This window comes from Segatella intestinalis, from assembly GCF_029348455.1.
Taxonomy (GTDB): domain Bacteria; phylum Bacteroidota; class Bacteroidia; order Bacteroidales; family Bacteroidaceae; genus Prevotella.
The window spans coordinates 96,765-123,363 of record NZ_JARJVV010000011.1 but is presented as its reverse complement, the minus strand read 5'-3'; the positions used below and the strand labels follow the sequence as shown (position 1 = coordinate 123,363).

23 protein-coding genes are annotated in these 26,599 nt (G+C 48.4%); 7 read left to right on the top strand and 16 right to left on the bottom strand.

Annotated elements, in window-relative coordinates; genetic code table 11:
• Window positions 1–3 precede the first annotated feature (3 nt).
• The 5 genes from P3T48_RS09020 to P3T48_RS09000 all read left to right on the top strand — a co-directional run bounded on the left by P3T48_RS09020 (window position 4) and on the right by P3T48_RS09000 (window position 6,688).
• Window positions 4–1,260, top strand: coding sequence for a BamA/TamA family outer membrane protein (locus P3T48_RS09020; protein WP_276506475.1), 1,257 nt, complete (start codon window positions 4–6; stop codon window positions 1,258–1,260).
• Window positions 1,261–1,278: 18 nt separating this feature from the next.
• A complete protein-coding gene (locus P3T48_RS09015; RefSeq protein WP_276506474.1) occupies window positions 1,279–2,985 on the top strand; it encodes a phosphoethanolamine transferase family protein in 1,707 nt (568 codons plus the stop codon).
• A 117-nt stretch (window positions 2,986–3,102) separates the two neighbouring features.
• Window positions 3,103–4,632 carry a carbon-nitrogen hydrolase family protein gene (locus P3T48_RS09010; RefSeq protein WP_022253247.1) on the top strand — a complete coding sequence of 510 codons (1,530 nt, stop codon included), beginning with the start codon at window positions 3,103–3,105 and terminating at the stop codon, window positions 4,630–4,632.
• Between the two features lie 2 nt (window positions 4,633–4,634).
• Window positions 4,635–5,699, top strand: coding sequence for an o-succinylbenzoate synthase (locus P3T48_RS09005; protein WP_276506473.1), 1,065 nt, complete (start codon window positions 4,635–4,637; stop codon window positions 5,697–5,699).
• Between the two features lie 20 nt (window positions 5,700–5,719).
• Window positions 5,720–6,688, top strand: a complete 969-nt coding sequence (locus P3T48_RS09000; protein WP_276506472.1) for an AMP-binding protein — start codon at window positions 5,720–5,722, stop codon at window positions 6,686–6,688.
• Window positions 6,689–6,706: 18 nt separating this feature from the next.
• Here the strand turns inward: P3T48_RS09000 and P3T48_RS08995 are convergent, their stop codons facing one another.
• The 5 genes from P3T48_RS08995 to P3T48_RS08975 all read right to left on the bottom strand — a co-directional run bounded on the left by P3T48_RS08995 (window position 6,707) and on the right by P3T48_RS08975 (window position 12,456).
• Window positions 6,707–7,267: a DUF5675 family protein gene (locus tag P3T48_RS08995; RefSeq protein ID WP_276506471.1), complete on the bottom strand. Its 561-nt coding sequence runs from the start codon at window positions 7,265–7,267 to the stop codon at window positions 6,707–6,709.
• A gap of 43 nt (window positions 7,268–7,310) precedes the next feature.
• Complete coding sequence (locus tag P3T48_RS08990; RefSeq protein WP_276506470.1) at window positions 7,311–9,851, bottom strand: VirE protein; 2,541 nt, start codon at window positions 9,849–9,851, stop codon at window positions 7,311–7,313.
• A 13-nt stretch (window positions 9,852–9,864) separates the two neighbouring features.
• Entirely contained in the window at window positions 9,865–10,149 is a 285-nt protein-coding gene (locus tag P3T48_RS08985; protein ID WP_276506469.1) for a hypothetical protein, read from the bottom strand.
• 99 nt (window positions 10,150–10,248) lie between these two features.
• Window positions 10,249–11,184: a phage antirepressor gene (locus tag P3T48_RS08980; protein WP_276506468.1), complete on the bottom strand. Its 936-nt coding sequence runs from the start codon at window positions 11,182–11,184 to the stop codon at window positions 10,249–10,251.
• Window positions 11,185–11,649: 465 nt separating this feature from the next.
• Window positions 11,650–12,456, bottom strand: a complete 807-nt coding sequence (locus P3T48_RS08975; protein ID WP_276506467.1) for a tyrosine-type recombinase/integrase — start codon at window positions 12,454–12,456, stop codon at window positions 11,650–11,652.
• 159 nt (window positions 12,457–12,615) lie between these two features.
• Between P3T48_RS08975 and P3T48_RS08970 the strand changes: the two genes are divergently transcribed.
• A complete protein-coding gene (locus tag P3T48_RS08970; protein WP_443217181.1) occupies window positions 12,616–13,890 on the top strand; it encodes a restriction endonuclease subunit S in 1,275 nt (424 codons plus the stop codon).
• Here P3T48_RS08970 and P3T48_RS08965 read toward each other — a convergent pair.
• From P3T48_RS08965 to P3T48_RS08915, 11 genes are all read right to left on the bottom strand, one after another.
• A complete protein-coding gene (locus tag P3T48_RS08965) occupies window positions 13,870–14,337 on the bottom strand; it encodes a restriction endonuclease subunit S (RefSeq protein WP_276506490.1) in 468 nt (155 codons plus the stop codon). The two genes, P3T48_RS08970 and P3T48_RS08965, sit on opposite strands and share 21 nt — an antisense overlap.
• Window positions 14,338–14,354: 17 nt before the next feature.
• The gene (locus tag P3T48_RS08960; protein WP_276506465.1) at window positions 14,355–15,932 is read right to left on the bottom strand and encodes a restriction endonuclease subunit S; all 1,578 of its coding nucleotides are present in this window, start codon (window positions 15,930–15,932) and stop codon (window positions 14,355–14,357) included.
• 15 nt (window positions 15,933–15,947) lie between these two features.
• Window positions 15,948–16,454: a hypothetical protein gene (locus P3T48_RS08955; protein ID WP_005680002.1), complete on the bottom strand. Its 507-nt coding sequence runs from the start codon at window positions 16,452–16,454 to the stop codon at window positions 15,948–15,950.
• A gap of 40 nt (window positions 16,455–16,494) precedes the next feature.
• Window positions 16,495–17,520 carry a PDDEXK nuclease domain-containing protein gene (locus P3T48_RS08950; protein WP_276506464.1) on the bottom strand — a complete coding sequence of 342 codons (1,026 nt, stop codon included), beginning with the start codon at window positions 17,518–17,520 and terminating at the stop codon, window positions 16,495–16,497.
• A 37-nt stretch (window positions 17,521–17,557) separates the two neighbouring features.
• Entirely contained in the window at window positions 17,558–19,069 is a 1,512-nt protein-coding gene (locus P3T48_RS08945; protein ID WP_276506463.1) for a class I SAM-dependent DNA methyltransferase, read from the bottom strand.
• 14 nt (window positions 19,070–19,083) lie between these two features.
• A complete protein-coding gene (gene hsdR / locus P3T48_RS08940; RefSeq protein WP_276506462.1) occupies window positions 19,084–21,447 on the bottom strand; it encodes an EcoAI/FtnUII family type I restriction enzme subunit R in 2,364 nt (787 codons plus the stop codon).
• 135 nt (window positions 21,448–21,582) lie between these two features.
• Window positions 21,583–22,221, bottom strand: a complete 639-nt coding sequence (locus P3T48_RS08935; RefSeq protein WP_276506461.1) for a hypothetical protein — start codon at window positions 22,219–22,221, stop codon at window positions 21,583–21,585.
• Window positions 22,222–22,223: 2 nt separating this feature from the next.
• Window positions 22,224–23,078 (bottom strand): hypothetical protein, encoded by an 855-nt coding sequence (locus tag P3T48_RS08930; protein WP_276506460.1) that lies wholly within the window; start codon window positions 23,076–23,078, stop codon window positions 22,224–22,226.
• 7 nt (window positions 23,079–23,085) lie between these two features.
• Entirely contained in the window at window positions 23,086–23,565 is a 480-nt protein-coding gene (locus P3T48_RS08925; protein ID WP_276506459.1) for a hypothetical protein, read from the bottom strand.
• A 165-nt stretch (window positions 23,566–23,730) separates the two neighbouring features.
• Window positions 23,731–24,105 carry a hypothetical protein gene (locus tag P3T48_RS08920; RefSeq protein WP_276506458.1) on the bottom strand — a complete coding sequence of 125 codons (375 nt, stop codon included), beginning with the start codon at window positions 24,103–24,105 and terminating at the stop codon, window positions 23,731–23,733.
• A 283-nt stretch (window positions 24,106–24,388) separates the two neighbouring features.
• A complete protein-coding gene (locus P3T48_RS08915) occupies window positions 24,389–25,381 on the bottom strand; it encodes a leucine-rich repeat domain-containing protein (protein WP_276506457.1) in 993 nt (330 codons plus the stop codon).
• A 639-nt stretch (window positions 25,382–26,020) separates the two neighbouring features.
• Between P3T48_RS08915 and P3T48_RS08910 the strand changes: the two genes are divergently transcribed.
• Complete coding sequence (locus P3T48_RS08910; protein WP_276506456.1) at window positions 26,021–26,584, top strand: HU family DNA-binding protein; 564 nt, start codon at window positions 26,021–26,023, stop codon at window positions 26,582–26,584.
• Window positions 26,585–26,599: the final 15 nt, after the last annotated feature.

Genomic DNA, 26,599 nt, shown 5'->3' with positions numbered 1-26,599 from the left:
CACATGAAGCAGCTTCTACTCTCATGCCTTACATGCCTTCTCTTGCCTACTCTTGGTATGGCAGGGGAGGCTGACTCTACCTTCACGCCACATACCGGGATGGAAAAAGAGGAGGTAAAAATAGGAAAAAAGGTGGACGAAAATGTGGAAGTGAAGGTGGAAGCGAAGGCGGAAGTGAAGAAGACGGACGAGAAGGCGGACGAGAAGAAGAAATCGCTCATCACCCGTTTTCTCGACTACTTCAACGATGCCAACAAGAAGAACGACAAGCGGTTCGACTTCAGCATCATCGGAGGCCCACACTATGCCACCGACACCAAGTTGGGCTTAGGCTTAGTGGCAGCAGGCATCTATCGCTCCGACCCAGCCGACACGCTCCTCCTCCCCTCCAATGTGTCGCTCTTTGGCGATGTCAGCACGGTGGGCTTCTATCTGCTCGGTGTGCGCGGAACCCACATCTTCCCCCACGACCGTTACCGTGCCGTCTACACGCTCTATTTCTATTCCTTCCCCTGCAAGTTCTGGGGAATGGGATACGACATGGGCGACAACGACGACAACGAGAGCGACATGAAGCGATGGCAGGTGCACGTGAACGGAAGCTTCCTGTGGAACCTTGGCAGCAACCTCTTCCTCGGTCCTTCCGTGGCCTACGACTACATCATCGGCAAGGACATAGAGCGCCCCGAGCTCTTGGCGGGAATGGACCGACATACCGACAACTATGGCGTGGGATTCACCTTCATGTTCGACAACCGTGACAACCTCACCTATCCCCACCGGGGTTATTACGTGAACCTCACCCAGATGTTCCGTCCGCGCTTCATGGGCAACGACTATGCCTTCAGCACCACCGAACTGCAGCTCAACGCCTACCAGCAACCCTGGCGAGGAGCCGTACTGGCAGAAGATGTACGCTCGACACTCAACTTTGGCAATCCCTCATGGGGCATGATGGCACAGACAGGAGGCAGCAATGCCCTGCGCGGATATTACGAGGGAAGATATCGCGACAAGCACATGATAGAAGCCACTGTCGAACTTCGCCAGCACGTGTGGAAACGCAACTCGCTCACGGCCTGGATAGGCGCAGGAACCGTCTTCCCCAAGTTCAGCCAGATGAGAAGCCGTCACATCCTGCCCAACTTTGGTGTGGGCTATCGATGGGAATTCAAGAAGAACGTCAACGTGCGTCTCGACTATGGTTTCGGCAAGGGCGGACAGAGAGGATTCCTCTTCAATATCAACGAGGCGTTCTAAAAGCAAACAACACACAACATGAAATCATTCAACAAAATCATATACTGGTATGCCGTCATCGCGCTTACCGTGCCCAATGTGGCCCTTTGTTTCACCGAGCACCTCAGCACATGGGCAGCCCTTGCCAACACCGTGCTGCCCTTTGGTGTCTACATGGCTCTGATGAGCATCTGTCGCAAGCCGGGCAAGATGGTGTGGTGGCTCTTCCCCATCATCTTCTTTGCGGCTTTCCAGATCGTGTTGCTCTATCTCTTCGGCAAGGGCGTCATAGCCGTGGATATGTTCCTCAACCTCGTAACCACCAATCCTGGCGAGGCCATGGAGTTGCTCGACAACCTCATTCCTGGCGTGGCGAGTGTCTTCATCCTCTATCTGCCCCTGCTCATCCTGGGCGTGGTGTCCATACGGAGCAAGAAGGCACCCGTGCTGTCCTCTGCCCTCAGAAAGCGATATGCCCTGTGGGCTTCAGCCTTGGCCATCGTGGGATGCATCCTTGTTGCCACGGCCTGTCTCTCCCGTCCTTCCGACAACACACAGCTCGACGACCATCACGCCCCACAATATAGCGTGCTCAACGACCTCTACCCCGTCAACGTGTTCTATAACCTCTACCTTGCCGTGAAGCGCAACAACGCCTCCATCCACTACAAGGAGGCATCTGCCCGTTTCCGCTTCGATGCCAGGCCGTCCCATCCCGAGGACTCCTGTGAGGTCTACGTCATGGTGATAGGCGAGACGGCACGAGCCATGAACTTCAGTCTCTATGGTTATCAGCGCGACACCAATCCACGGCTCAGCAAGACCCCGGGACTGGTGACGTTCAGCGATGTCACCACCCAGTCGAACACCACCCACAAGAGTGTGCCCATGCTCCTCTCGCAGGCTTCGGCCTCCGACTTCGAGCGTCTCTTCCACGAGAAAGGCATCCTGCAGGCCTTCCGTGAGGCAGGCTTCCACACCGTGTTTCTGAGCAATCAGCGCCCCAACCACTCGTTCATCGACTTCCTGGGCGAACAGGCCGACCAGTGGCTCTTCCTCAAGACGGGCGATGCCAACCCCGCTGGCCGTGAGCTGGCCGAAGCCCCGGGCAAGGACGGCAACTACTATGACGCCGACCTGCTGCCCATCCTCGACAAGATACTGGGCCGGAAACGCAAGAAGGAATTCATCGTGCTCCACACCTATGGCTCTCACTTCAACTACATGGACCGCTATCCCCGACAGATGGCGCATTTCCAGCCCGACACGCATTGCGAGGCCAAGAAGGAAAACCGTCCCGACCTCATCAACGCCTACGACAACACCATCCGCTACACCGACCTTGTGCTCAGTGGGGTGATAGAGCGCCTGAGAGCACACGGAGGCATGAGCGCCATGCTCTATACGAGCGACCATGGCGAGAACATCTTCGACGACAGTCACAAGCTCTTCCTTCATGCTTCGCCCCGAGCTTCGGAGTACGAGTTGCATGTGCCCTTCCTGGTATGGACATCGCAGAGCTTCCAGCATCAGGAGCCAGCCGTGGCACAGGCCCTCTCCGCCAACCGCCACAAGCAGGCACAGAGCAGCCGTTCCGCCTTCCACACCATGCTCAATATCGGGGGCATCAGTACGCGCTTCCGCCAAGAGCACGAGTCGTTGGCGAGCCCTGCCTATCGTCCCGCCCCTCTGCTCTACCTCAACGACCACAACGAGGCTATCCCACAGGCAGAATGTGGATTTTAGGCTAACTTCCCCACTTGCGAAACTTGAGTTAGATTATAAAAACTTTCTCTTTTCCTTCTCTATATCAGTTTTTTGCTGTAATTTTGCACCCGAATAAGTCAATAACAGTAGAAAACAATGGACTCAACACGCAAAATCGAAAAAGTAAGTTTGCGCAACCTCCACATGGAGGATTACGACCAACTGGCGAAATCGTTCAAGCGCATTTATGCCGACTCGGACGTTTTCTGGACACGTTCTCAAATCAAAAAGCTCATTACCATCTTTCCCGAAGGTCAGGTAGTCATCATCGTCGACGACAAGATCGTGGGCTGCGCCCTCTCTATCATCGTCAACTACAACATGGTGAAGGGCGACCACACCTATGCTCAGGTGACAGGCAATGAAACCTTCAACACCCACGATGCCAACGGCAACATCCTCTATGGCATCGAGGTCTTTATCCACCCCGACTATCGTGGCCTCCGACTGGCCCGACGCATGTACGAATACCGCAAGGAGCTGTGCGAGAAACTCAACCTCAAGGCCATCATGTTTGGCGGACGCATACCCAACTATCACAAGTATGCCGACCAGATGCGCCCCAAGGAGTACATCGAGAAAGTGCGCAGTCGTGAGATCTACGACCCCGTGCTCACCTTCCAGCTGTCCAACGACTTCCACGTGCGCCGTGTGATACGCAACTATCTGCCCAGCGACGAGGAGAGCGAACACTGCGCCACCCTGTTGCAGTGGGACAACATCTACTATCAGCCACCTACGGACTCCTATGTAGACCGCAAGCCCACCGTGCGCATCGGTCTCGTGCAGTGGCAGATGCGCCCCTATGCCTCCGTCGACGACCTCTTCGAGCAGGTGGAATTCTTCGTCGATTCGGTGAGCGACTATAAGAGCGACTTCATCCTCTTCCCCGAATACTTCAATGCCCCTCTGATGGCTAAGTTCAACAATATGGGCGAGGCACAGAGCATCCGACAGATGGCACAGTACACCGAGCAGATACGCGACCGGTTCCGTGAGCTTGCCATCAGCTACAACATCAACATCATCACGGGCAGCATGCCTTACGTCAAGGACGACGGTGCCCTCTACAACGTGGGCTTCCTGTGCCGACGCGACGGAAGTGTGGACATGTACGAGAAGATTCATGTCACCCCCGACGAGCAAAAGTGCTGGGGTCTTACAGGCGGAAGCCGCATCCAGACCTTCGACACCGACTGTGGCAAGATAGGCATCGTGATCTGTTACGACGTGGAGTTCCCCGAGCTCTCACGCCTCATGGCTCAAGACGGCATGCAGATACTCTTCGTGCCCTTCATGACCGATACCCAGAACGCTTACTCCCGTGTGCGTGTATGCGCCCAGGCCCGTGCCATCGAGAACGAGTGCTATGTGGCCATTGCGGGCAGTGTGGGCAACCTGCCCCGTGTGCACAACATGGACATACAGTATGCTCAGAGTGCCGTGTTCACGCCTTGCGACTTTGCCTTCCCCAACGACGGCAAGCGATCGGAGGCTACGCCCAACACCGAGATGATTCTCGTATCCGACGTTGACCTCAACCTGCTCAACGAGCTCCACACCTATGGTGCCGTGCGCAACCTGCGCGACCGCCGCAAGGACCTCTATGAGCTGAAGAAAAAATAAAGATGTACAAGATCGACATATCGGAGCGCACGCTCCACTTCAAGCAGCCTGCCGGAACCTCACGGGGCGTCTACACCACCCGGCACAGTTATTACCTCACCCTCACCTCGGCAGAACATCCGGGCATCAGGGGCGTGGGCGAATGTGCCACCCTGCCCGACCTGAGCTGTGACGCCAAGCCCGAATACGAGCTCACGCTCCGACAGGTGTGCCAGATGGTGGAACAGATGGGGCGCATACCCTACGACATGATACGTGCCTACCCCAGCATCACCTTCGGACTGGAGACCGCCTTTGCCGACTTCTTCCGTCAGTGCCCCGCTATCGATGTGCCGGCATGGGCGACGTACCTGGCAAGCCTCTACGACACGCCCTTCGCACGGGGCGAGGAGGGCATCACCATCAACGGACTGGTATGGATGGGCACCTACGACGAGATGCTCGCCCGACTGGAGGAGAAGCTGAAGAGCGGATTCCACTGCGTGAAACTGAAGATTGGCGCCATCGACTTCTTCAAGGAGCTCGACCTCATCAAGCGCATACGCCAGGTGTACAGCAAGGAGCAGATAGAGTTGCGCGTGGATGCCAACGGTGGCTTCACGCCCGAAAACGCCATGAGCCGACTGGAAGCCCTGGCACAGTACGACATCCACTCCATAGAGCAGCCCATACGCCAGCACCAGTGGCCCAAGATGGCTGCCCTGTGCCGTGAGTCACCCCTGCCCATCGCCCTCGACGAGGAGCTCATCGGCGTGAACGTACGATCGATGAAGCAGGCATTGCTCGACACCATACACCCTCAGTACATCGTGCTGAAGCCCTCGCTCCACGGAGGCATGTATGGTTGCAGAGAGTGGATAGAACTGGCTCAAGAGCGTGGCATCGGCAGTTGGATAACATCAGCACTCGAAAGCAACGTAGGTCTCAGTGCCATCGCCCATTTCTGCGCCAAGACTTATGGTCCCGGGGTCTCCATGCCTCAGGGCCTTGGCACCGGTCAACTCTTCACCGACAACATTCCCATGCCTTTGGAAATCAGAGGAGAGAAGATCTTTGTTAATGGTTGATTTCGGAAAACATTCCCCTTATGGAACTGAACGAATTTCTTGCCGAATGGCACAATGACAACCCTCGCATTCTGGTACACACCAGCGGATCTACGGGCAAACCCAAGCCCCTGATGGTGGAGAAGAGGCGGATGCTCAACTCAGCCCGCATCACCTGCGACTTCTTAGGACTGAAGCCGGGCGACACCGCCCTGCTCTGCATGCCCCTCGACTATATCGCAGGCAAGATGATGGTGGTGCGAAGCCTCCAGCGAGACCTTCGGCTCACCACCGTGCGTCCGAGCAGCCATCCCCTGGCCGACGATGCCCTGCCCAGCTTCACCTTTGCCGCCATGGTGCCCATGCAGGTGTACAACACCCTGAAAGTGCCCTGCGAGCGCGAACGGCTCATGCGCATCCGTCACCTCATCATAGGCGGAGGAGCCATCAGCGACGAGTTGGCACAGATAATCAAGCCCCTGCCCAATGCCGTATGGAGCACCTATGGCATGACCGAGACCCTGTCGCACATCGCCCTGCGCCGCCTCAATGGTCCTGATGCCAGCCTCTGGTACACCCCCTTCGACGGCGTAGGCATAAGCCTCAATGCCGACGGATGCCTTGTCATCGACGCCCCCGAGGTATGTGCCGAACCCCTTGCCACCAACGACATCGCCCAGCTACGCACCGACGACCGCACGGGCAAGACGCTCTTCCGCATCAAGGGCCGCAAGGACAACGTGGTGTGCAGTGGAGGCATCAAGATTCAGATAGAGGAGGTGGAGGAAACCTTGCGTCCGCACCTGTCGGCGCCCTTCATGATCGTCAAGAAACAAGATGAGATGCTGGGCGAAAAAGCCATCCTCCTCACCGAGTCGGCCGACCTGACCCACATTGAAGAAATATGCAGAAACACCCTGCCCAAATACTGGGTGCCACGGGAGTTTCTGCACATCGACCACCTGCCCCTCACCGAGACAGGCAAGCCTAAACGCTCAGGAGCGTTCTGAAATTATACGACCTCCCCTTCACACCACGGTGATCCAGATGCTCTCTTCGTTCTGCTGAGCCTGGGTGATGAGGTCGATGAGTTGGCGCAACCGCTGTTGCGAGTTCACCACCATGCCCACCATTTTGTTTTCGCCCACCAGGATGCAGCCCTGCGTGTCGTCAGGATAGTTGCCAGCATGGATGCGTATGCCCTCAAAGAGGGGCACGCCCACGAGTAGGGGCAACCATCTCTTGAATCGTGGCGACTTGCTCACCACCACGGTGTAAGAGCCTTCGGGGATAGCCGTCTTGCCCTGCACCTTGCGGGCCATCTTGCCCGACACCCTGCCGTGGCGAGCATCCACCTCCCTCGGGGCAAGCGGAATGCCCAGCAGGTTGCGCCATGTAGGCTCCAGGGTGTCGCAGAAGTAATGCTCTGTGGTGAGCAGGCTCTCGTCCACACGGCAGCGCACAGTGCGCTTGTCTTCCCTCCTCCTGCCGGGTATCAACTCTCGTTCCACACTTCCATCGGACAGGATATACAGTCGGCCGATGGTGTAAGTAGCTCTCTTGGCTATGCGTTTCAATATGATTTCCATCTCTAAGATAACGTTTAATGTTTAGTGTTTTTATGAAAAACTCTCATCCTTTCAAGAACTTCACCTTGCGGAAAATCGGACTGTCAGTGTCAGTGTCAGCACCTACCACCTTAGCCACATATCCACGGTGCACCCATTGGTGTATGGCATCCCTGATGCGCCTGGCGTTGTCGTTGTCGAAGCCTTGAGCACGCCGCACCTTCACGTAGTCGTCCATGGTAAACTCGTCGGGCAAGAGCGACAGCAGGTTCTTAGGACCGTTGGGTGCTGTGCGGCTCACCTTGTCTTGCTCGCCATCGGCATCGTAGATCATTTGTCCGAAGAGTTTCAGCTTGCACCACAGGTCGTAACGCTCGCTCCAGCGCACGAAGTCCTCTATCGACTTCTCCCACTTCATGCCGTTGGCGACATACAGCACACAGGCCTTGAGGTAGGCGATGACGTTGGCACGGAAGGAAAGGTTCTCGAACACATAGTTCTGCGACAGACGGGCAAACTCAGCATTCTCCTCCATCAGCTTGCGGGCGAGCCGGAGAGCCTGGGGGCAGTCCACCAGTCCGCGGGCCTTCAACAGGTTGTCGATGTAGGGTTTCAGTTCCTCGTCGAAGGAGGCATCGTAGGAGCCATAGACGGGAATCTCCGATCCGCACGGGCGTCGCTCGATGGTGGCAAACGAGATGCGGCTCACGGGTCCGTCGGTCACCACCCTTCGGAAATAGTCACGACACTTCTTCGGTGTGCAACAGGCATTCCAGTTGAAGCGCACCTTCACAGTCTCGGTCACCGACTGCACGCCCACTCGGTCCTGTCCATAGTTGCCCAGGTCGAAAGCCAGCTCCATGATGCGGAAGTGCTGGTTGGTCTTGCCCTTGAGGGCATCGAAGAGGTTCAGCTCATTCACTTTGGCATAGAGGAAGTGCCGTTCAGCCTCCTTCATACGCAGCACGAAGGCAGGGTTGGTCATGTCGATGTTCACCTCCTGGATGACGAGTCCTTCGGGGCGTTCACGCTTGTCCTTGTTGGAGCCTTTGCGGTTACATTCGTCCTTCCAAGCCCTCTCCCGCTCACGCTGTTCGGCGTCGCGTGCCCTGATGTCTGCCATGATGCGGTTGATGGGCTGGGTGATGCTCTCCTTGCCGCTTCCCGTGGGAGCACAGAGGATGTTCATCAGCGTGGCCTCATGCTCCACGTTGTCGATGTAGCGGAAGCGGGTGTCGCACAGATGGCTTGCCAGTGCTGGGAAGACGGCTTGCGACACGGCAGGCTGATAGATGGCGGGCGTCTTGCTCACGAGCAGACGGATGAGGCGGGGCAGTTTCTGAGGCATCTCGTGTATGCGATAGAAGTAGGAGTCGGGGTTCAGGATGTCGCCAAACTCGTCGGCATCATAGTCGGCGGCTTTCCCCCTTGCCCTCTCCTCCTGGCACAGGCTGATGGCCTTGCGCACAATCATCGGCATGCGGTGCGACTGCTTTCTCTGACAAGCGCTGTCGACGGTGGTGAAGGCTCGCTTCTTCTCCTCGCCGAAGGTGGGAATCACCTGCTTGATCCACGTGGCGTTGTCGTCGCACAGATAGCGCAGATAGCAGCTCAGTGTGAAGATAAACGAGTTGCGCGAACCGTGCTGTGGCTCCCCTCCGAGCAGTTCTACGAGCTTGCTTGTTATCTCCTCGTAGGAGATTCCGTCGTATTCTTGGGCGAAGTCTTGTCGTCTCTCCTCTCCGCCATGATCTTGATCCACTCCATGATTGCCGAGATGATGATCATCAGCACAATCATGATTAGCAGACTGGGCATGCTCAACAGCAGGGCCAGCAGGAAGAGCAGCAGAGCTATTATCGCTCTCAGGTCGATGTTCTTGATTCGTTGCAACTTGGGGGTTAAGGTCATGTTCGGATTCATTTTTGTTAAGTTTAGGATTAGGGTTGATATTTACGCTGGTATTCGCCTGAGAAGCAGCATCACCGTTGGAGCCTCTCTCGTCCATGCCGGAAGAGCTTCGCAAGGGGGCGAAGAGCCGTGCCTCGTCGATGAAGAGGATGTAGTCTTCGGGCACGATGAACGACGGGCGTGCCAGGTCTTTCACACACACGTCGTACTCCTCGTCGCCGAGCTGTTGCGACATCCACTTCTGAGCCTCTGCCAGGTTCATGCCCTCTGGCATGACGAAAACGAGCCTGAGGCCCTCCAACGACGGTGTGACGTGCACGAGCAGTATTCTCGCCAGCACCTGAGGATTCTTCACTCTCAGTTCTTCACTTTTCGCTTTCCACCATCCCGTAGGGTCGGCGATGTGGTCTTTGTCGTAGATGCTGAGTCCGCTGGGTATGGCGTCAGCATTGAGTCGTCGGCCATTGCGAAAGGTGGCGTGGGGCGTGAGTATGGGCAACTGGCTCTTGAGCCGTGTCTTCATCGTGTCGTAGTCTTCCTGCCCTATCTCTCCCCGGCGTTTGCGCTCCAGTGCATCCTCTATCTGTGCGCATACGTCCTTCACCCTGCTGCTCTTAGTAGCCTGGTGGAAGAGCTCGGGGGTGCATACTTGCACCTCCCTGCTCCTTACGCTTTGTGATATTCCAAAAGCCATGGTTGTTTCGTATTTAATGTTTAATCATTTTTTCGATGTCCTGCACCAGGATGTCCTGATACACCTGTCCCTGATACTCATGGGTCTGAAAGCGCAGTTTCACCACGACCACCTCTCCGGCATAGAACCTAAGTTGTGCGTCCTTACCAAGCATCACCGCGGCAAACTGGTTTTCAAACTTTCCGCCAAACTCCTGCAACACGATGTTGCACTTGGCGAGTTTCCCGTTCTCACTCTTCTGCGAATCGACGAGGGAAGTCTCTCCCTGCATCACTACTTTCATGATCATTGTTTCCATGTTTTTTTAATGTTTAGTTTGTAATTGAAGTTTCGTATTTTCGGAAGTTAAGGGAAGTTTGTGTAATGAAACACCCACAAGGACTGTTGTCTTAACTCCTTAACTCCTTAACTCCCTAACTCCTTTAGCCCTCAGATGAATAAACTCCCGTCCCTTCTCCGTCCACACGAGGTACATGCGGGTTAGCACGGTGTCTCTTCCCACAAAGAGGTCATAGTGGGTTCGGCTCTTCGCCAGTCCGCGGTGGGCATAGTCGGCATAGAGCATATACTGTCCGCTCTGGTAGTACTGAATCCGTTCAGCACAGAGCCAGCGGTTCAGTTCCTGCGCCGTCATCCCCAATTCCTTGGCTATCTGCGTGGTGGTGTAGCACGAGATGCTTTCGAGCACGCTGTCGGTGTAGAGAGCCTTGGGCAGCAGTCGGTCGATTTCCACATCCTGCTCAGCGATTCGTCTGTTCTTTTGTTCCAAGAGCACTTTCTGCTCGCTGATGAGCTTGTTCTGCTGGGCTATGAAGGAATCTTTTTCCCGAAGCGTCTTGCGAAGGATCTCCTCAGTCTTGCGGACGACCGCCTCATCGCTCTCGCCTTCGTGGAGCGGAATGAACCCGCCCGTCTTGCGAATTTGCGGCAGCACCACCGAGGTGACCCAATGCTTGAACCGCTGCGCTGTGGGGAGCTTCGAGCCAAGCACCAGCGCATAGAATCCGCTCTCGTTGACGAAATGCAAACTGCGTTTTTGTTCATACACAGATCCGTTTCTTCGTATAGTCACACTCGCGGTACGTTTCGTACCGTCAGTAGGCTTCACATGGCGCAAGATAGCTTTGCGGGCCTGGTCATATCCAAGAGCTTTGCACACGTCATTTCCGCAAAACTGAGGCTCGCCTTTTTCGTCGGTCAAGATGCGGATGCATCCGAACTCAGAGCACTCAAATACCATCACCGGGACGGCATTCTCATGATTGGCAGCTTTAGATGCCACCATGTTGGCAGCAGCCTTGCTACCGACATCCTGTACATTAGTTTTTTTCATAAGCTATAAATATTGAAATGGTTAATACTATATTTCTAATACGAAATGTGATTTTCATGGCAAAAGACCATCATTCTTGTTGTTTCAACCTTGTCAAAGAGCGAGTGGATGGCAATATCATTCTTATGTCCCACTTACAACATGGCATACACAGGAATGTCCACGAACTTCAGAACTCGGCGATGGTTCTGAAATCCATGAGCAAAGGTAAAGCGAAAAAAAAGGATGTCAAAAGAAAAAAATATGCAATGATCAGCTGGTCTAATCAGTCTAATCATTGCATATCTTTTCGTCTCATTCGTCCAACAAAGAGTCTAACGAATGTTATGTTTATTTAACAAAGAAGTATCAATACAAAGACTTATGTAAGCCTATATGTATTGATGTCATACGTTTTACATGAATAGAGCAGAAAGAGACCTGCATTTCTTTCTACTCTTATTTCTATGAACCATTATTGGCATTTTACCAAGTGATAACCTTGTCAACTATTTCCTGTTGCTCCAAGCTACTTCTTCGTAGATAGATACGTGTTGTCTCTATGCTTTCATGTCCCATGAGGTCGGCAAGCAGGGCAATGTCGTTGAACTTCTCCAAGAAATTCTTGGCATAACGATGGCGGAACGAGTGAGGGTACACCACTTTTTCATTCAAGCCATACTTCACCGCATAGTTCTTCAACTGCTGTGATATGCCTCTTGTCGTGATGCGCTCGCCAAAGCGATTGAGAAAGAGATAGCCACTTGTACGGTTGAGTGTCTGCAACCACTTTTCTGTTTCTGTGCGCAATGTCTTGGGGATATAAATACGCCGTATCTTACCACCCTTGGTGTAGATGTCGTAATAGCCTACTTGCACGTGCTCAACCTTGATTTGCACAAGTTCGCTCACTCTGGCACCAGTCGCAGCTAAGAAACGCACCACAAAGTACCACTCCAAGTTGTCTTCCTTCTTCAACTTGTTCTTCAAGAAAGTGTAGTCGGCATTGCTGATGACATTCTCCAAGTACGAACGCTGCTGCACCTTGACCGACTTCAAACGGAGCTTCACCTTGCCTACAAATACAAGATACTTGTTCAACGCCTGAATACGGAGGTTCACCGTCTTTGGCTTGTAAGTCTCAATCAAGTAGGTCTTGTAAACCAACAAGTTTTTCTTGTTCAACTCTTTGTGTCGAGAGCCAAACTCCTTCACGGCATACATATATGCCGAAATCGTGTTCTTAGCCATATTACCTTGGCTTAGGAACTCTTCAAATTTGTCTAATTCCATTTCTATTCGTTTATTAGTGAAACATAAAGTTGTCCATATAAATAGGCATGGATTTGTTCTATGAGTTCCTATTATGAGAAGATAACCGCTACTGGGGAGGTGAAGTGCATTGATGAGGAGATACCATTTGAGATACCACAGAGGTGGGAATGGTGCAGAATGGGAAGTATTGGCGATTGGGGGGCAGGTGCCACACCAGCAAAGGGTAATCCCGATTATTATGGTGGGTCTATATTATGGTTAAGAACTGGAGAATTGAATAATGGTATTGTCTATGATTCAGAAATAAAGGTTACAAAAAAAGCATTACAAAAATGTTCATTAAGAATGAATCGAATCGGTGATGTTCTTATTGCTATGTATGGTGCAACTATAGGTAAAGTAGCTATTGTTGGCAAGGAACTTACAACCAATCAAGCTTGTTGCGCTTGCACTCCATTTGGCATTTACAACTATTTTCTGTTTTTCTTTCTGATGGGTAGTCAAATTGACTTTATAAAAAAAGGAGAAGGTGGTGCGCAGCCAAACATTTCAAGAGAAAAATTAGTTTCTCATTTGATGCCTATACCACCATTGGCAGAACAGTATCGAATTGTCGAGAAAATACAATATCTGTTACCCTTGGTGGAAAAATATAGCGATGGTCAAATTTTACAAGACAAACTTAATTCGGAAATTAAAGACAAATTACGCAAATCCATTCTACAGGAGGCTATTCAAGGGAAACTCGTTCCACAAATAGCTGAAGAAGGTACAGCGGAAGAACTGCTTGAACAAATAAAGACAGAGAAGCAGAAACTCGTGAAAGAAGGCAAGCTAAAGAAGACTGCCCTCAACGATTCTGTTATCTTCCGTGGTGATGATAACAAGTATTATGAGCAGATAGGCAAAAAATGCTTGGATATAACTGAGCAAATTCCCTTTGAAATCCCAAGTAGTTGGGAATGGTGTAGAGTTCGTAATGTATCAAACTCTTATATTGGTCTAACGTATAAACCGACTGATATTGACAAGAAAGGAACTATCGTATTACGTTCCTGTAATATACGAAATGGCAAGTTAGCATTAGATGATATTGTAAGAGTAAGTTCTTCCATATCAGAAAAATTGCTAATAGAAGAGAATGACATTATAATTTGTGCAAGAAATGGGAGCAAACGGTTAGTTGGAAAATCGGCTCTTATAAGGAATTTGCCAGAGCCAATGACATTTGGCGCATTTATGGCAATATGTAAAACTCCTATTTACGAATATATGTTTGCTTATTTGCAGTCTGATTTGTTCTTTGGGCAGTTGAGAGATGTGAGTAATACAACCACAATCAATCAACTAACCCAAAACAAATTCAATGATTTTCTAATTCCGATACCACCTGTAAAGGAACAAGAGCGTATTGCTTTCAAAATAAGCCAGTTATTTCAAGAGTTGTGCTGACAACTCTATCTTTTGGACTATTCTTTTCTGCTCTTGAAATGGCGGAATGCCAATTATAAGACCATAGAAAAGCTCCCTGTTGAGGTGTGGAATAGCAGCACCTTTCTTTGAATTGCGCAAAGTATCCTTATAAAATTGTATAAAAGCCAAGACAAAAGGTTTGTACATAGAGGAACTTATCCATAATTGCTTGAACGTGCTACCCATATAACCGTCTTGTGGAACGATGAAAACTTCACCAGAGTTTTCACCGTCCACAAGCATTATATTGTCGCCTTTATATACAAGTTTACCTTGTTCCACTATAGTTTCAGAACTTTTACCACGTAAGTATTTTGCATCTAACAAGCATTGCTTGCCAATGGTTTTCAAGCCGTCTGTAAGTTGGCAAACAGCATTTAATCGAGCAATAGACCAAGTACTTGGAAAATCAAAAGGAAGTTCAATCTCAGTTACTTCGCTCCCTACCTGCTCATAATACTTGCTATATTCCTATACGTTTCTACAATTCTATATTGTTCTTGCAATGGTGGTAAGGGAATAAAATACTTCTGTAAGCGAACCATTGTCAATGTTGCAACTGTTGTTCCTTGTGATTCTTGTCTGTATTGTCCCTTAAAGAAAGGTGATTCTATTACCATTTTTAGATATTCTGCGCAGAGTCCATACTTGTTAGTCAAGCAAAGTACACTTCCATCTTTGTAATAAAATCTATCATTTTTTTTGACGATATACACTTTTCCCAAAGTCCCCACAGCTGTAATCATTAGGTCATTTGGCAAAGGAACTCCACTTGAAGAAAAGTCTTCATACAAAGAGAGATCTATGTATAGTTCGTTATCAACAAAACCATCATCAGCCAATTTGCCAATTTCTCTCGCTCGATAGAATGGTATTCCCGCTTGTCTCCAGTCCTTTGCATGAACTCTACGAGCAGAGCCAATACTAAGGATTGTTTCCAAACGTACCCAAGCCCAACTTATCGGTATATAAAAAGGTATATCCTCATTAATACACTCACACGTTGCGCCTTTCTTCTCCCAATACTTGTTATCGTCACCACGAAAGATAACAGAATCGTTGAGGGCAGACTTCTTTAGCTTGCCCTCTTTGACGAGTTTTTGCTTCTCTGCCTTTATTTGTTCAAGCAGTTCTTGAGCTGTACCCTCCTCTGCAAGTTGTGGAACAAGTTTTCCTTGAATAGCCTCTTGAAGGATGCTCTTACGAATAGTATTGGAAAGTTCTTCATTTAACTTATTAAGTTTATCCTGCGCTTTTCCATACTCATCTATATATGGCATCAACTCCTTTGCTTTTGTATCAATACGAAACTGCTCCGAAAGAGGTGGAAGTGGAACTAACAGAGACGTCATTGTTCCTGTGCTTACACGAGGCATTTTTACACCAAACGTTGCAGAATTAATGTAATCATCTATGTAAGGTGATTTCAAAAAGCTAACAATATAATCTTTGCATATATTGCCATAGCAAGTGAAGGGTATGATTTCGGGAGTGCAAATACCTCCTTCGGGTGCAACGAGTATCTTTAATAAATATGGACGGAGTTTGCTATATAAAATATCACCACGGTTGAATATTGTCTTGTCACCGATGGCTTTTCGCTCACCAACAGTCTTGATATTCAGTAGTCTTCCTCCTTTTTCTATATCCTCCAAATCCAATCCCCACAATTGAGAATCGGCATTTGATGCGTTGATTTTTCTTTTTGTTTGTGCATAAGTTGATATTTCTCCCAATCTGCACCATTCCCACCCCTTGGGTATCTCAAACTGCACTTCCTCATCAATGCACTTCACCTCTCCCGTAGCAAGCATCTTCTCATAATAGGAATTGTCCTCACCACGGTAGATAATGGATGCGTTCTTGTCACGCTTGATTTTCTTCTCCTTGATCAAGCGTTCTTTCTCCTGACGAATCTTTTCAAGCAAAACGCTTGCAGGTTCGTCATTAGGGTCTTGCGGTACAAGTTTTCCCTGTATCGCCCATTGTAATATGCTATTCTTTAATTGCTTTCCGTTCATTATAATTTTCTATCGTTAGAAATCATTGTCCTTATTCTTCTGCTTCAAGAAAAACTGATAAAGTTTCTTGCCTATTTTATCTTTGGCAAATGTCCGCTCATGCTCAATAGGTATGGTAGATAACCTTATCTTAGCCACGCCTTTTTTCAACAACTCAAATTGTTGTGGACTTATCTTGAATTGAGCTGTAGAACTGATTTCTGTCACAGGAAGGACTATATTGCCAGAAACAATGCCTGCCGTTTCAGAACCGCTACCAATCTGAGAACCATAAAGTTTAATAACTTCACCATCGAATGTTTTCAACAACATGGTTGATTCTTTTAGGAAATTCAGTCTGTCTGACTTTACGGTTGCGATAATGTAATATGCCGTATCCTGCTTTGCAACGCTATATTTCATGTTGCATCCCTCGGCAGCCAAAGGTCGATATGTATATCCAACCGTTTGTGCATTTATATTGACACTGCACATAGTCAGTACAATAGACAAAATGATTTGTATTCCAATATTACTTTTCATAATCATGCTATAAAATCGAAATGTCCTTATTTTATTGTTGTTACTCTGCTTCGTCCAACAACTTGTCAAGTTGCGCTTGCAGTTCTTCACGCTTTGGCAGATAAAGTTGGTAACGTGCCACAAACAATTGATTGGTTATACCCTCCAAGGCATACTCCATCAGAAGTTCGTCTTTTCTTGCTCCCAAAACTATGCCAATTGGTGGATTATCGTCAGATTGACATACTTCTGTTTTGAAATAGTTAAGGTAGAGGTTCATCTGCCCGATGTCACCATGCTTTATCTCTGCTCGCTTCAGGTCAATCAGCACATAGCATTTCAAGATACAATGGTAGAATACCAAATCCACCTTGAACTGTCGGCTTCCTATCTGCATGGAGTATTGTCTACCCACAAATGCAAAACCACGTCCCATTTCCAAAAGAAACTGCTCCATGTGGTCTTTAAGAGCCTTTTCTAAGTCACTCTCCTTATAGCGTTTCTGTTTGGGAAGTCCTGCAAATTCAAGCACGAAAGGGTCACGGATGATGTCTTGCGGAGTTTGCACTTGGTGCCCCTCGTTAGCCAAAGCAAGAACTCCTGCCTTGTCTGTGCTTAGTGCAAGTCGCTGAAATAGACAACTTTTCATCTGTCTTTTCAGTTCTCGAACTTTCCAGCCTTCCTTAATACATTCATTAAAATAGAACTTCATTTCGAGAGAATTATCACACTTTAGTAGTTCATAGTAATGGCTCCATGTCAATTTTGGGGACGCTGTCCCCAAAATTGGAAAAGCCAAATAGAACTTACGCATATAAGTGAGATTAGTACGGTTGAACCCCTTGCCATTTCTAATAGTCAAATCTTTTGAAAGATTCATGAGCAAATGTTTTCCATACTCTGCTCTATCTTTACCTTTAAGCTCAAACTCCACAATGTATTTACCTGTCTGCCAGTTTGCTTCAAGCAATTCTGTATTGACAGCATTGACCGCTTTTAACTTCGCCTCACCCCATAGCGTGGTTATGTTGTCTATCAACTTCTGATAGGCAGCATCATTTATGTTTGTCATGCCTTTATTCTCCATGCCAATCTTTTAGATTTGTGGAACACCGTCCCACATATTACAATTCATCTACCTTCACCTCAATCCCCAATATACGCTGTATCTCTGCCAATGTCTTGTCTATCTCATGATCAAGAGCCTTACGCTTCTTGAAATAGTCGGCAAGCAGTTCGGCAGGAGGCAAGATTTCCTCATCCTCTTTCGGGAACTTACACAAGTCGAAGTTGCAATCAGAATCTATCAATTCCTGTACAGGATAGCAGCGTGATTTCTCGTCTCCATCAGCAATAATAATCTCCTTACGGTCGTTCCACCACTCACGGATTGGGTCGCAATGTTCCGACTTCATGGACTTTGTCTTGGAGAAATGCTTGTAACCCTCTGGCATATCCAAACGATAGAACCACGTTTCCTTTGTAGAATAGCCCTCTGGAGCACCCTCCGCACTGGTATTATCGAAGAACAGAATGTTCGTGGCAATGGAAGTGTAGGGCGCAAAGATGCTGCCTGGCAAACGGATAATGGTGTGCAAGTTGAAATCCCTGAGCAACTTTGTCTTAATGGCTATCTTTGTGTTGTCCGCTCCAAACAGGAAACCGTCTGGAACAATGACTGCTGCACGGCCATTCTTCTTCAGTCGGTACATGATGAGAACCATAAACAAGTCAGCAGTCTCGCTACTGCGCATATCTGAAGGGAAGTGTGACTTGACATCCGATTTCTCGTTACCACCGTATGGTGGGTTCATCAACACAACATCAAACTTGTCTCCGTCTGTATAGTTGAGTACATCTTTTGTAAGCGAGTTGTCGTGATATACCAATGGCGTGTCAATACCATGCAGCAATAGGTTTGTTACACATAACATATATGGGAACTGTTTCTTTTCGATGCCAAACACAGACTGGTTGTATTCTTTGCGGTCGTCAGCTGTCTTGACCTTCTTATCCAATTCGGCCAACCAGCTGGTGATGAAACCTCCCGTACCACAGGCGAAGTCAGCCATTTTTTCACCAATCTGCGGATTGACTATCTCTGCCATAAATTCGGTCAAGGCTCTTGGGGTGTAGAATTCACCAGAGGAACCTGCCGACTGCATTTCTTTGAGAATAGTCTCGTATATCTCACCGAAAGCATGACTTTCCTCATAGTCACCAAGGTTCAAACCGTCAATCACATTCAGCACTTGACGAAGTTGAACTCCGTCTTTCATATATTGGTTGGCATCCTCAAAGGTGGTCTTTACAATAGCTTGACGAATTGGCGTATCAGGTGTTACCTCTATCTTCTTGAGCTCCACAAACAATGTGTTGTTGACAAACGAAAGCAGCTCATCACCTGTCAAGGCATTACCGCTTCCGTCATCATGCGCCCAGTTGCGCCAACGGCATTCTTCTGGAATAATAGACTTGTAATCATCATCGTCTAGCTCCCAGTCATTCTCTTTCTCGTCATAAACTTTCAGAAAAAGCATCCATGCCATTTGTTCTATGCGTTGCGCATCGCCATTGATACCGGCATCATTGCGCATGATATTGCGTACTCGTTTTACGAAATTTGATAAACTCATATTTTGTTTTTACTTTATGCTATACTATATATGTTTTGTTCCAGTTCCTTTACGGCATCAAGATAGCCTTGCTTGCCACCAAAGAACTTCACGATGTTTGCCTTTGAACCCAATTTGCGGAACGGGTCATTTTCAAGCACAGTAAGACTTTCCAATTCTGACACGCCTTCCTTGGTGTACTTATCCAACAAGGCTTCAAGCACAAGTCGTGCCTGTTCACCATACTTGCTGAATATGTCTCGTTTCTTCACTTGTTCGGCACGTTCATGTCGTGTAAGTGTTTTCTTGCCGTAGGCTATATGGCAGATGAAATCGAAATCATCCACATCGTCCATATCTTGGTCGTGCTTCAATGCTGCAAGATCAATACCACTGTCTTCAAGCATTTTAGCAATATCTGACTTTTTCTTGGTTTCTTGCCACTTGGAAGTGAATGTATCAATCGTAGCGTATGTGTCTATGATACTTTTCTTTGTATAGTCGGTAATGCTTTCCGTGCGAAGCAACTTACCATTTGTGTCATAGACAGAAACTACCTTGTTAATGACCATCACTTGACAACCATCCTTGGCAACAATCGGTTTTGGTCGTGGTTTGGGGTCAGGCTCTTTCGGGCCTTTAGGTTCGTCGTCTTCATCTGGAAATACATACTGTTTTGGCTCTTTATGCTTGGGTGGATAGTTGGGATCAATTTCAATCGGTCCGTCCCAATCTGGGTCTGCAAACAATCTTGTCACGTTGCGGAAGTCCATTACAGTGAAGTATGTCTTTCCTTCTTTCTCACGAAGGCGAGTGCCACGACCAATTATCTGTTTGAACTCTGTCATAGAGCCGATTTGTTGGTCAAGCACTATCAGCTTTACCATTTTGCAATCCACACCGGTAGAAAGCAGTTTGCTGGTTGTTGCAATGACAGGATATTCCGAAGATACTGAAATAAAGTAATCCAGTTTGCCTTTACCATACTCATCACTACCAGTTATACGAACCACATAGTCAGGATTTTTCTTACACATGTCAGCATTGGCATTGGTCAATGCCAGACGCATACGCTCCGCATGTGTTTCGTCGGCACAGAACACAATTGTCTTAGCCATGCGGTCAGTGCTTTTCAGATAGTTGGTTATCTCTTGCGCGACTTCCCTTATGCGGTCTTCTATGACAATGTTATAGTCATAGTCGCTGTTGTTATAAATGCGGTCTTCTATCTCGTTGCCGTATATATCCATTTGTCCCTTTGTCGGTCTCCACTCATCGCCAATGTTGGTTGTGATGTTGATTACCTTGAAAGGAGCAAGGAAACCGTCCTCAATTCCGTTTTTAAGACTGTAAGTATAGACTGGTTCACCAAAGTAGCCAATACTTGACTGATATTTTGTTTCTTTAGGTGTGGCTGTCATACCTATATGAGTAGCCGAAGAAAAGTATTCCAAGATGTTTCGCCAGTTGCTATCATCCTTTGCGCTACCTCTATGACACTCATCAACGATAACAAGGTCAAAATAGTCTGGATTAGGAAACAACTCCTTATAGTTTTTGGCATCATTCTGTCCAATCAACTGTTGATAGAGTGCAAAGAACACTTGATAAGACCCCAATTCTTCCAAGTGGTTCTTGTCTTTTGAGTAGTCTATCTTGTGCGTTACCTTTTCCAAGGGTTTGAAGTCCTGCTGTATGGATTGGTCAACCAATATGTTGCGGTCTGCAAGATACAACACTTTCTTCTTTAAACCACTTTTAAGTAAACGCCATACAATCTGAAATGCAGTATATGTCTTGCCAGTGCCAGTTGCCATGACAAGGAGCACACGGTTTTGTCCTTTGGCAATGGCACAAGCTGTGCGGTTTACTGCATTGCGCTGATAATATCGTGGCGGAAAAATGTTCTGACCTGTGCAGAAAGGCTGCTCAATGACAGACAACTCTTGCTCATTAAGTCCGTTTCCATCGTTAGCCTCATTTTTATATCTTTCGATAAGTTCTTCTTTTGTTGGAAATTCGTCCATAGCAAAAGTGCGTTCCTTGCCTGTCAAGAAATCATGTTCGGCAAAACCTTCACCATTTGAACTGTATGCAAACTTCACATCAAGCATTTGGGCATAGGTCATGGCTTGTTGCAATCCATGAGAAACAGAATGATTAGCATCCTTTGCTTCTACAATAGCAATGGGTGTTGCCTTATTTGCATAAAGTACATAGTCGGCAAACTTCGGTTTCTCTCTATGCACAAGATTACCATGAAGGCTAATTTTACCATCTGTAAATTTAACCTTCTGTTCCATGAATATACTATCCTTTGACCATCCCTTGCTTGTGATGGCTTCGTTGATATAGCGGAACTTGATGTCCTCTTCTGTAAGTTTTTTGCTTATGCCCATATTCAAATAATATTTTATTATCAGAAGTTCTACAACATACCTGTCTAAGACATCTTTTATCTTGTTTTCTTCATAAATTCACCGAATTTTGCAGCAAATATACATTATTTTTTGCGATAATCATTATAAATTAAGCTATTTTATGCAATTCAACTCCTCTTTCATCTCCACGAGCCGCACGTACAGTCCCCTGTAGGCTATCTCGTAGAATCGGCTCACCTTCTCGTAGGCGATACCGAGCTGATTGCGCCTTGCCCACATGTCCTTCAGCCTGGTTACCTCCTTGGATTCGCCGTATTTCCACAAGGTGCGTTCATGAGAGACAGACTTGCGCAATTTGTCGGTCATCGACTTCATTTCCTCGGGAGTATCATAGGAAAACACCATAGGGAACCATTCCATCATCTGCTCCACAAACTCTTTGTCGCCCACAGATTGTCGGCACACGCCAGCTTCCAGCAAGGCCTCAAAGATATAATACCATTCGTTCTTGACTGAAGGGTTGATTCTGCCATGCTCGTTAGGACCGTAGATGGCGTTGTACTCGCCAAGGTCGATGCTCCTGGCAATCTCACCGAGCAAGGCATTCAGCTTATCGTCAGAGTCGAAGAGCCTGGTGTCGAAGATGCAGTTGCGCAGGGAGTCGGTAAGTTCCTCCCGGTGGATGCCCGAGGCCGACTGGACGCCGCCTCCAAATCCGAAGTTCACATGCTCGATGGTGAGGTTGCCATCGACAGCTATGCCATAGTTGTTGCCATTGATATTGATTGCCATAATTATCGTTTTTGTAAAAGAGGTTGGGTTTCTTTGGCGGCGATAGCCTTTGCCAGCATCTCCACCTGAGAGTTGGTGAGATGGAATCCTGCGTTCAGGTCACCCCCGGTCATGATGCCACAGTTGTCGCCTCCTGCACTTACGCCCTTGGACTCTCCGTCGAGCCGCTTGTAGAGTTCGAGCAACGGAACGTCGAGCAGGTGATGGTGCTCGATGTTGTATCTGTTCAGCAAGAGCAGCATCTCCTTGATGGTCTCCACGCTCCTGCCGTATACCGGGGTGAGCAGCTGATTTATGAACTGTCGCATTGCATCAGGGTTCTCACCTTCTTCCCGCTTCCACTCCATCAGCTCATAACGCAACAAGTCGGCCCGCTTTCCTTCCGCAAACCGGGCCTCTTCTTTCTTGCATCCCTCGTCGAGCAGGGCATCGAACAGTTCATGGTGGCACCACCTTTTCATGATGCAGAGGATGACAGACTGCAAGTTTGACTTCTCAAGTATCTTCCCTGATGCCTGGCCCTGCTTCGCTGACAAGGCGACTAACATCGAGGCTGCCACCATCTCGATAAGCATTGCATCGGCAGCAGCGCCGACGTCGCCAGAGGTCTCAGTGATACAGGAAGCCTCCTCCTCCAAGTCTTCCAGTTCGTCATCGATGCCCTCTTGCGCATCGGGAAGCCCGAGTATCACATCACAAAGGTTTTTTGCCGAGAGGCAAATCTCCTGAGGCGTGAGGTGGGTCTTACCTTCCTTGTACCACGCCTTCAAGGCATCGTGGAAGGTTACATAGACCGTATCGGAAAGCATCCGGCGGCGCAAGGGACGAGCCTGATGAGGTGTAAGTCGTTCTATCATTTATTTTTTAGTTTACTCGATTTACCAACGAATCTCCCAGAAGAGAGCGAGACTCCTCGTCCTCAGACTCGTGCTTGATGCTGTTCATCATCGTTATCACCTTGGCTTCCAGCTCTATGCGTTTCACCTGCTCCAGCGGTGCACCCTCCTTGTCGGTGCCATGAAAGAGGCACTCCAGCAGGACGGCATCGAATTCCTGGGTTACAATCTTGTCGGAGAGAGTCTCTTCGGAGTCGATGAGACAAGAGTAGTGGGCACCGTCACTGGTAATCAGCTCCACAGGGGTATCGGTGGCGCGGCTCAGCGTGAGCAGGTTCTTCATGAAGACAGATGTCTTGTCAACATAAAGTGCGGTCTTCGACTCCTCGGGCATCACCGTGTAGAGTGACTTGTAATTGTCCCTCTTGGCAGCCAACGCCAGTGGCAGCACGAGCGACATAAGCGAGTCGTCGAAATACTCCTTTCCCTCGCCCCTCAACCGGTCCACTCGCTGCAAGATCTCGCTCTCCGTCAGCCCCTCAGGCGCACTGAAGATTAGGTTTTGCGAGTGATGTTGCAGCCGTGTCCACGTCTTGAAGAGGTCTTCTGCGTAGTAGCTGGGCAGGATGTCGATCGTGTAGCAATAATCGGCGAAGAGCCTGGCGTTGATGGTTCAGGAGAGGATGCGCGCCACTTGCTGCGGATTGCCGAATGCCTTCTTGCGGCGGTGTATGGCGACGGTGCGAAGGCCACTTCGGTTGTCGATGACTACGAAGCACGAAGGCTCGTCTCTCGCCACGCTGGGCTCGTAATGCTTCTCGATGGGGATGTCGATGCTGTTGGCGAACTGCATCACGATGATTTCGGGTGCCGACAACAGGTGATACACTCGGTGGTTGAACACTTTCTGCGTTTCACCCTCGCCCAGCCGGAAGTCGATACTCGAGTCCTCTTCGAAGAGGCTGCCCAAGTGTCGCTGGCGATCTTCCCAGTGATGCGGGGCGAACTCATGCTTGTACTTGATAAAAAAATGCGCAAATCTTGCCATAAGGTTATTCAGGTTTGATAATTGTTTTTTAGTTCTACTTTTCCCACTCTGGGCATCAGCCCACGCTTACTGCCTACAAAGTTACACAATTATTTGGGTTTTCGGAAAGAAAAGGGAGAAAAAAACAAACGGCAATAAAAATATGCTCCACATGGTCTTTCTGTAATCGGAGGAAATAAAAGACAAAAAGTTAAGATATAAGACCAATCATAAACCAAAAAGGGCACGATTGCTCGTGCCCAAATTACTTGATCTATCATTATATTGCGTTCGTTAACCGAAACTATTGAACAACAACTTTCTTCACACTTCCATCACTATACTTCACGATGTTCAAGCCCTTGGCTGGAGCAGATAATCGCTGGCCATTTGCTGAATAGCGAGAGACTTCCTTGGCATTGGCAGAGGTTGCAACCTTATCAATGCCCGTCGCATCGAACTCTACTATATTATAGAAATAGCCAAATTCTGCTGACCTAAAATAAGCATCACCAGTTCCTTTTGGTACATAAACCGTACAATTCTTTTCGTCACATCCAAGAAATAGATTTGACCCCGTCTCTGGTAATTTTTCCATATATACATAAATGGAGGTCAATCCACTGCAATGCTTAAAAGCTTCAGAACCTATCGCAGTAACACTGGAAGGGAGGGTCAAGCTAATCAATCCATAGCAGCAGAAAAAAGCACCAGCGCCTATCTTAGTAACACCGGAAGGGATGGTAAAGTTAGTCAACCCTCTGCAATTCAGAAAAGCATGCTCGCCTATCTCAGTAACACTGGAAGGGAGGGTCAAGCTTGTCAATCCAATGCAACTTGACAAAGCATAACAGCCTATCTTAGTAACACTGGAAGGGAGGGTCAAGCTTGTCAAACCATAGCAATCTTTAAAAACATAATCGCCCAACTTATCATTAGAGGTATTAATGAAGCCATCATCGCGGTCCGAATAATAAGCAGATCCACCTTCTACAATTTTAGCATCAGACAAGTCTAATATAGATAGTTTTCCGTCGGTTTCTTTCCCATTAAAATCACAACCAGCCATCTCACGGATAAATTTCAAATCCGTGCCATTAATTTTACCAACAATCTTCAGATTGGTAATCAGATTCTTCCTGCTTACAGCAATCTTAGTAGGTAAAGTACCAGCCTCATCCAACTTGATTGTTACTTGTGTGGTTAACAAGCCATCATCTGCAGCCAGAATTGCCGTGCTCCCAAGCAACATAAATAACACTGTTAAAAACAGACCTTTGAAAGTAAATGTTCTCATATTCATTTTAGTTATTTTATTCCGCAGCACTATAGTTTATTATACTTTTGATATCCTGAGCAACAAAAGCGGCCCAGGGTCTTGCCATGTCGAAAAAATCAACGTATCTTCGTGTTGCAAAAAGAAACAAAAAATCCAACGACATGGCTAAGTTACAAATAAAATCTGAGAAACCACTTCTTTTGGAGGATTTTTTTCGGGGTCGTGGAGCAAATCCGCTGACACTGACACTGACAGTCCAAAATTCCGCAACCCTACTATTGAGGGAAAAAGGGTGAAAGAGAAAGTTTATATTTATATATATATAAATATAAAAATATATTATTAACATTTCTTTACTTTTCTATTCCTTCACAGGAGGAAAGAAGAGGGGTGCGGAAAATCGGACTGTCAGTGTCAGTGTCAGCGAAGCGTCACATAAAAGCGAGGTCGTGAGAAACTATGACTTCGGGAGAAGAAAACTAAATTTGCGCGCGTCGAAAACTATGGATTTCCGTAGGGTGAACTTACTGAACGCATTTTTGCTGAAAATCGCCAGTTTACGCATACCGAAATTTGGCGGCTTCAAAAAATAGTCGTAACTTTGCAACAGATATAGAAACATCGAAAAACATTAACCATTAAAAACACATTACAACTATGGCAAACAACACAAAAGGAACATTGAAGTATCGTAAGGTAAAGCGCATTCCACCCCTGGGTGAAAACGCTGGTAAGGAAAAGTGGTACGCCACGGTGGTAACCGACCGAGAGTTGTCGTTCGAAGACTTCGTCAACCACATCTCCGACCACGGCTCGCCCTACTCACGAGGCTGTATCAACGGTGTGCTCACCGATGCACTCGACTGCCTGCAGGAGCTCATCCTCGACGGCAAGAGCGTACGACTCGGCGACCTGGGACTCTTCTCCATCGGCATGGCTTCGAAGGCCGAAGAGACTGCCAAGGACGTGAGCGCCCAGAGCATCAAGAAGGTGCACCTCATCGTGCGCAACACCCGCACCTGGAGCAACTCGGAACTCAGCAAGAAGTGCAAGCTCAAGGAGTACGACGCCTTCGGCACTGACGGCACTCAGACCAACTCGCCCGGCTCTGGCGACAACGGAGGCGCAGGCGGCTCCGGCACCACTGGCGGCACCACCAACCCAGGAGGCACAGGCAATCCAGGAGGCTCTGAAAGCACCGGAGGCGGCGACGGCGAATAGGCATCCTGACTCCTG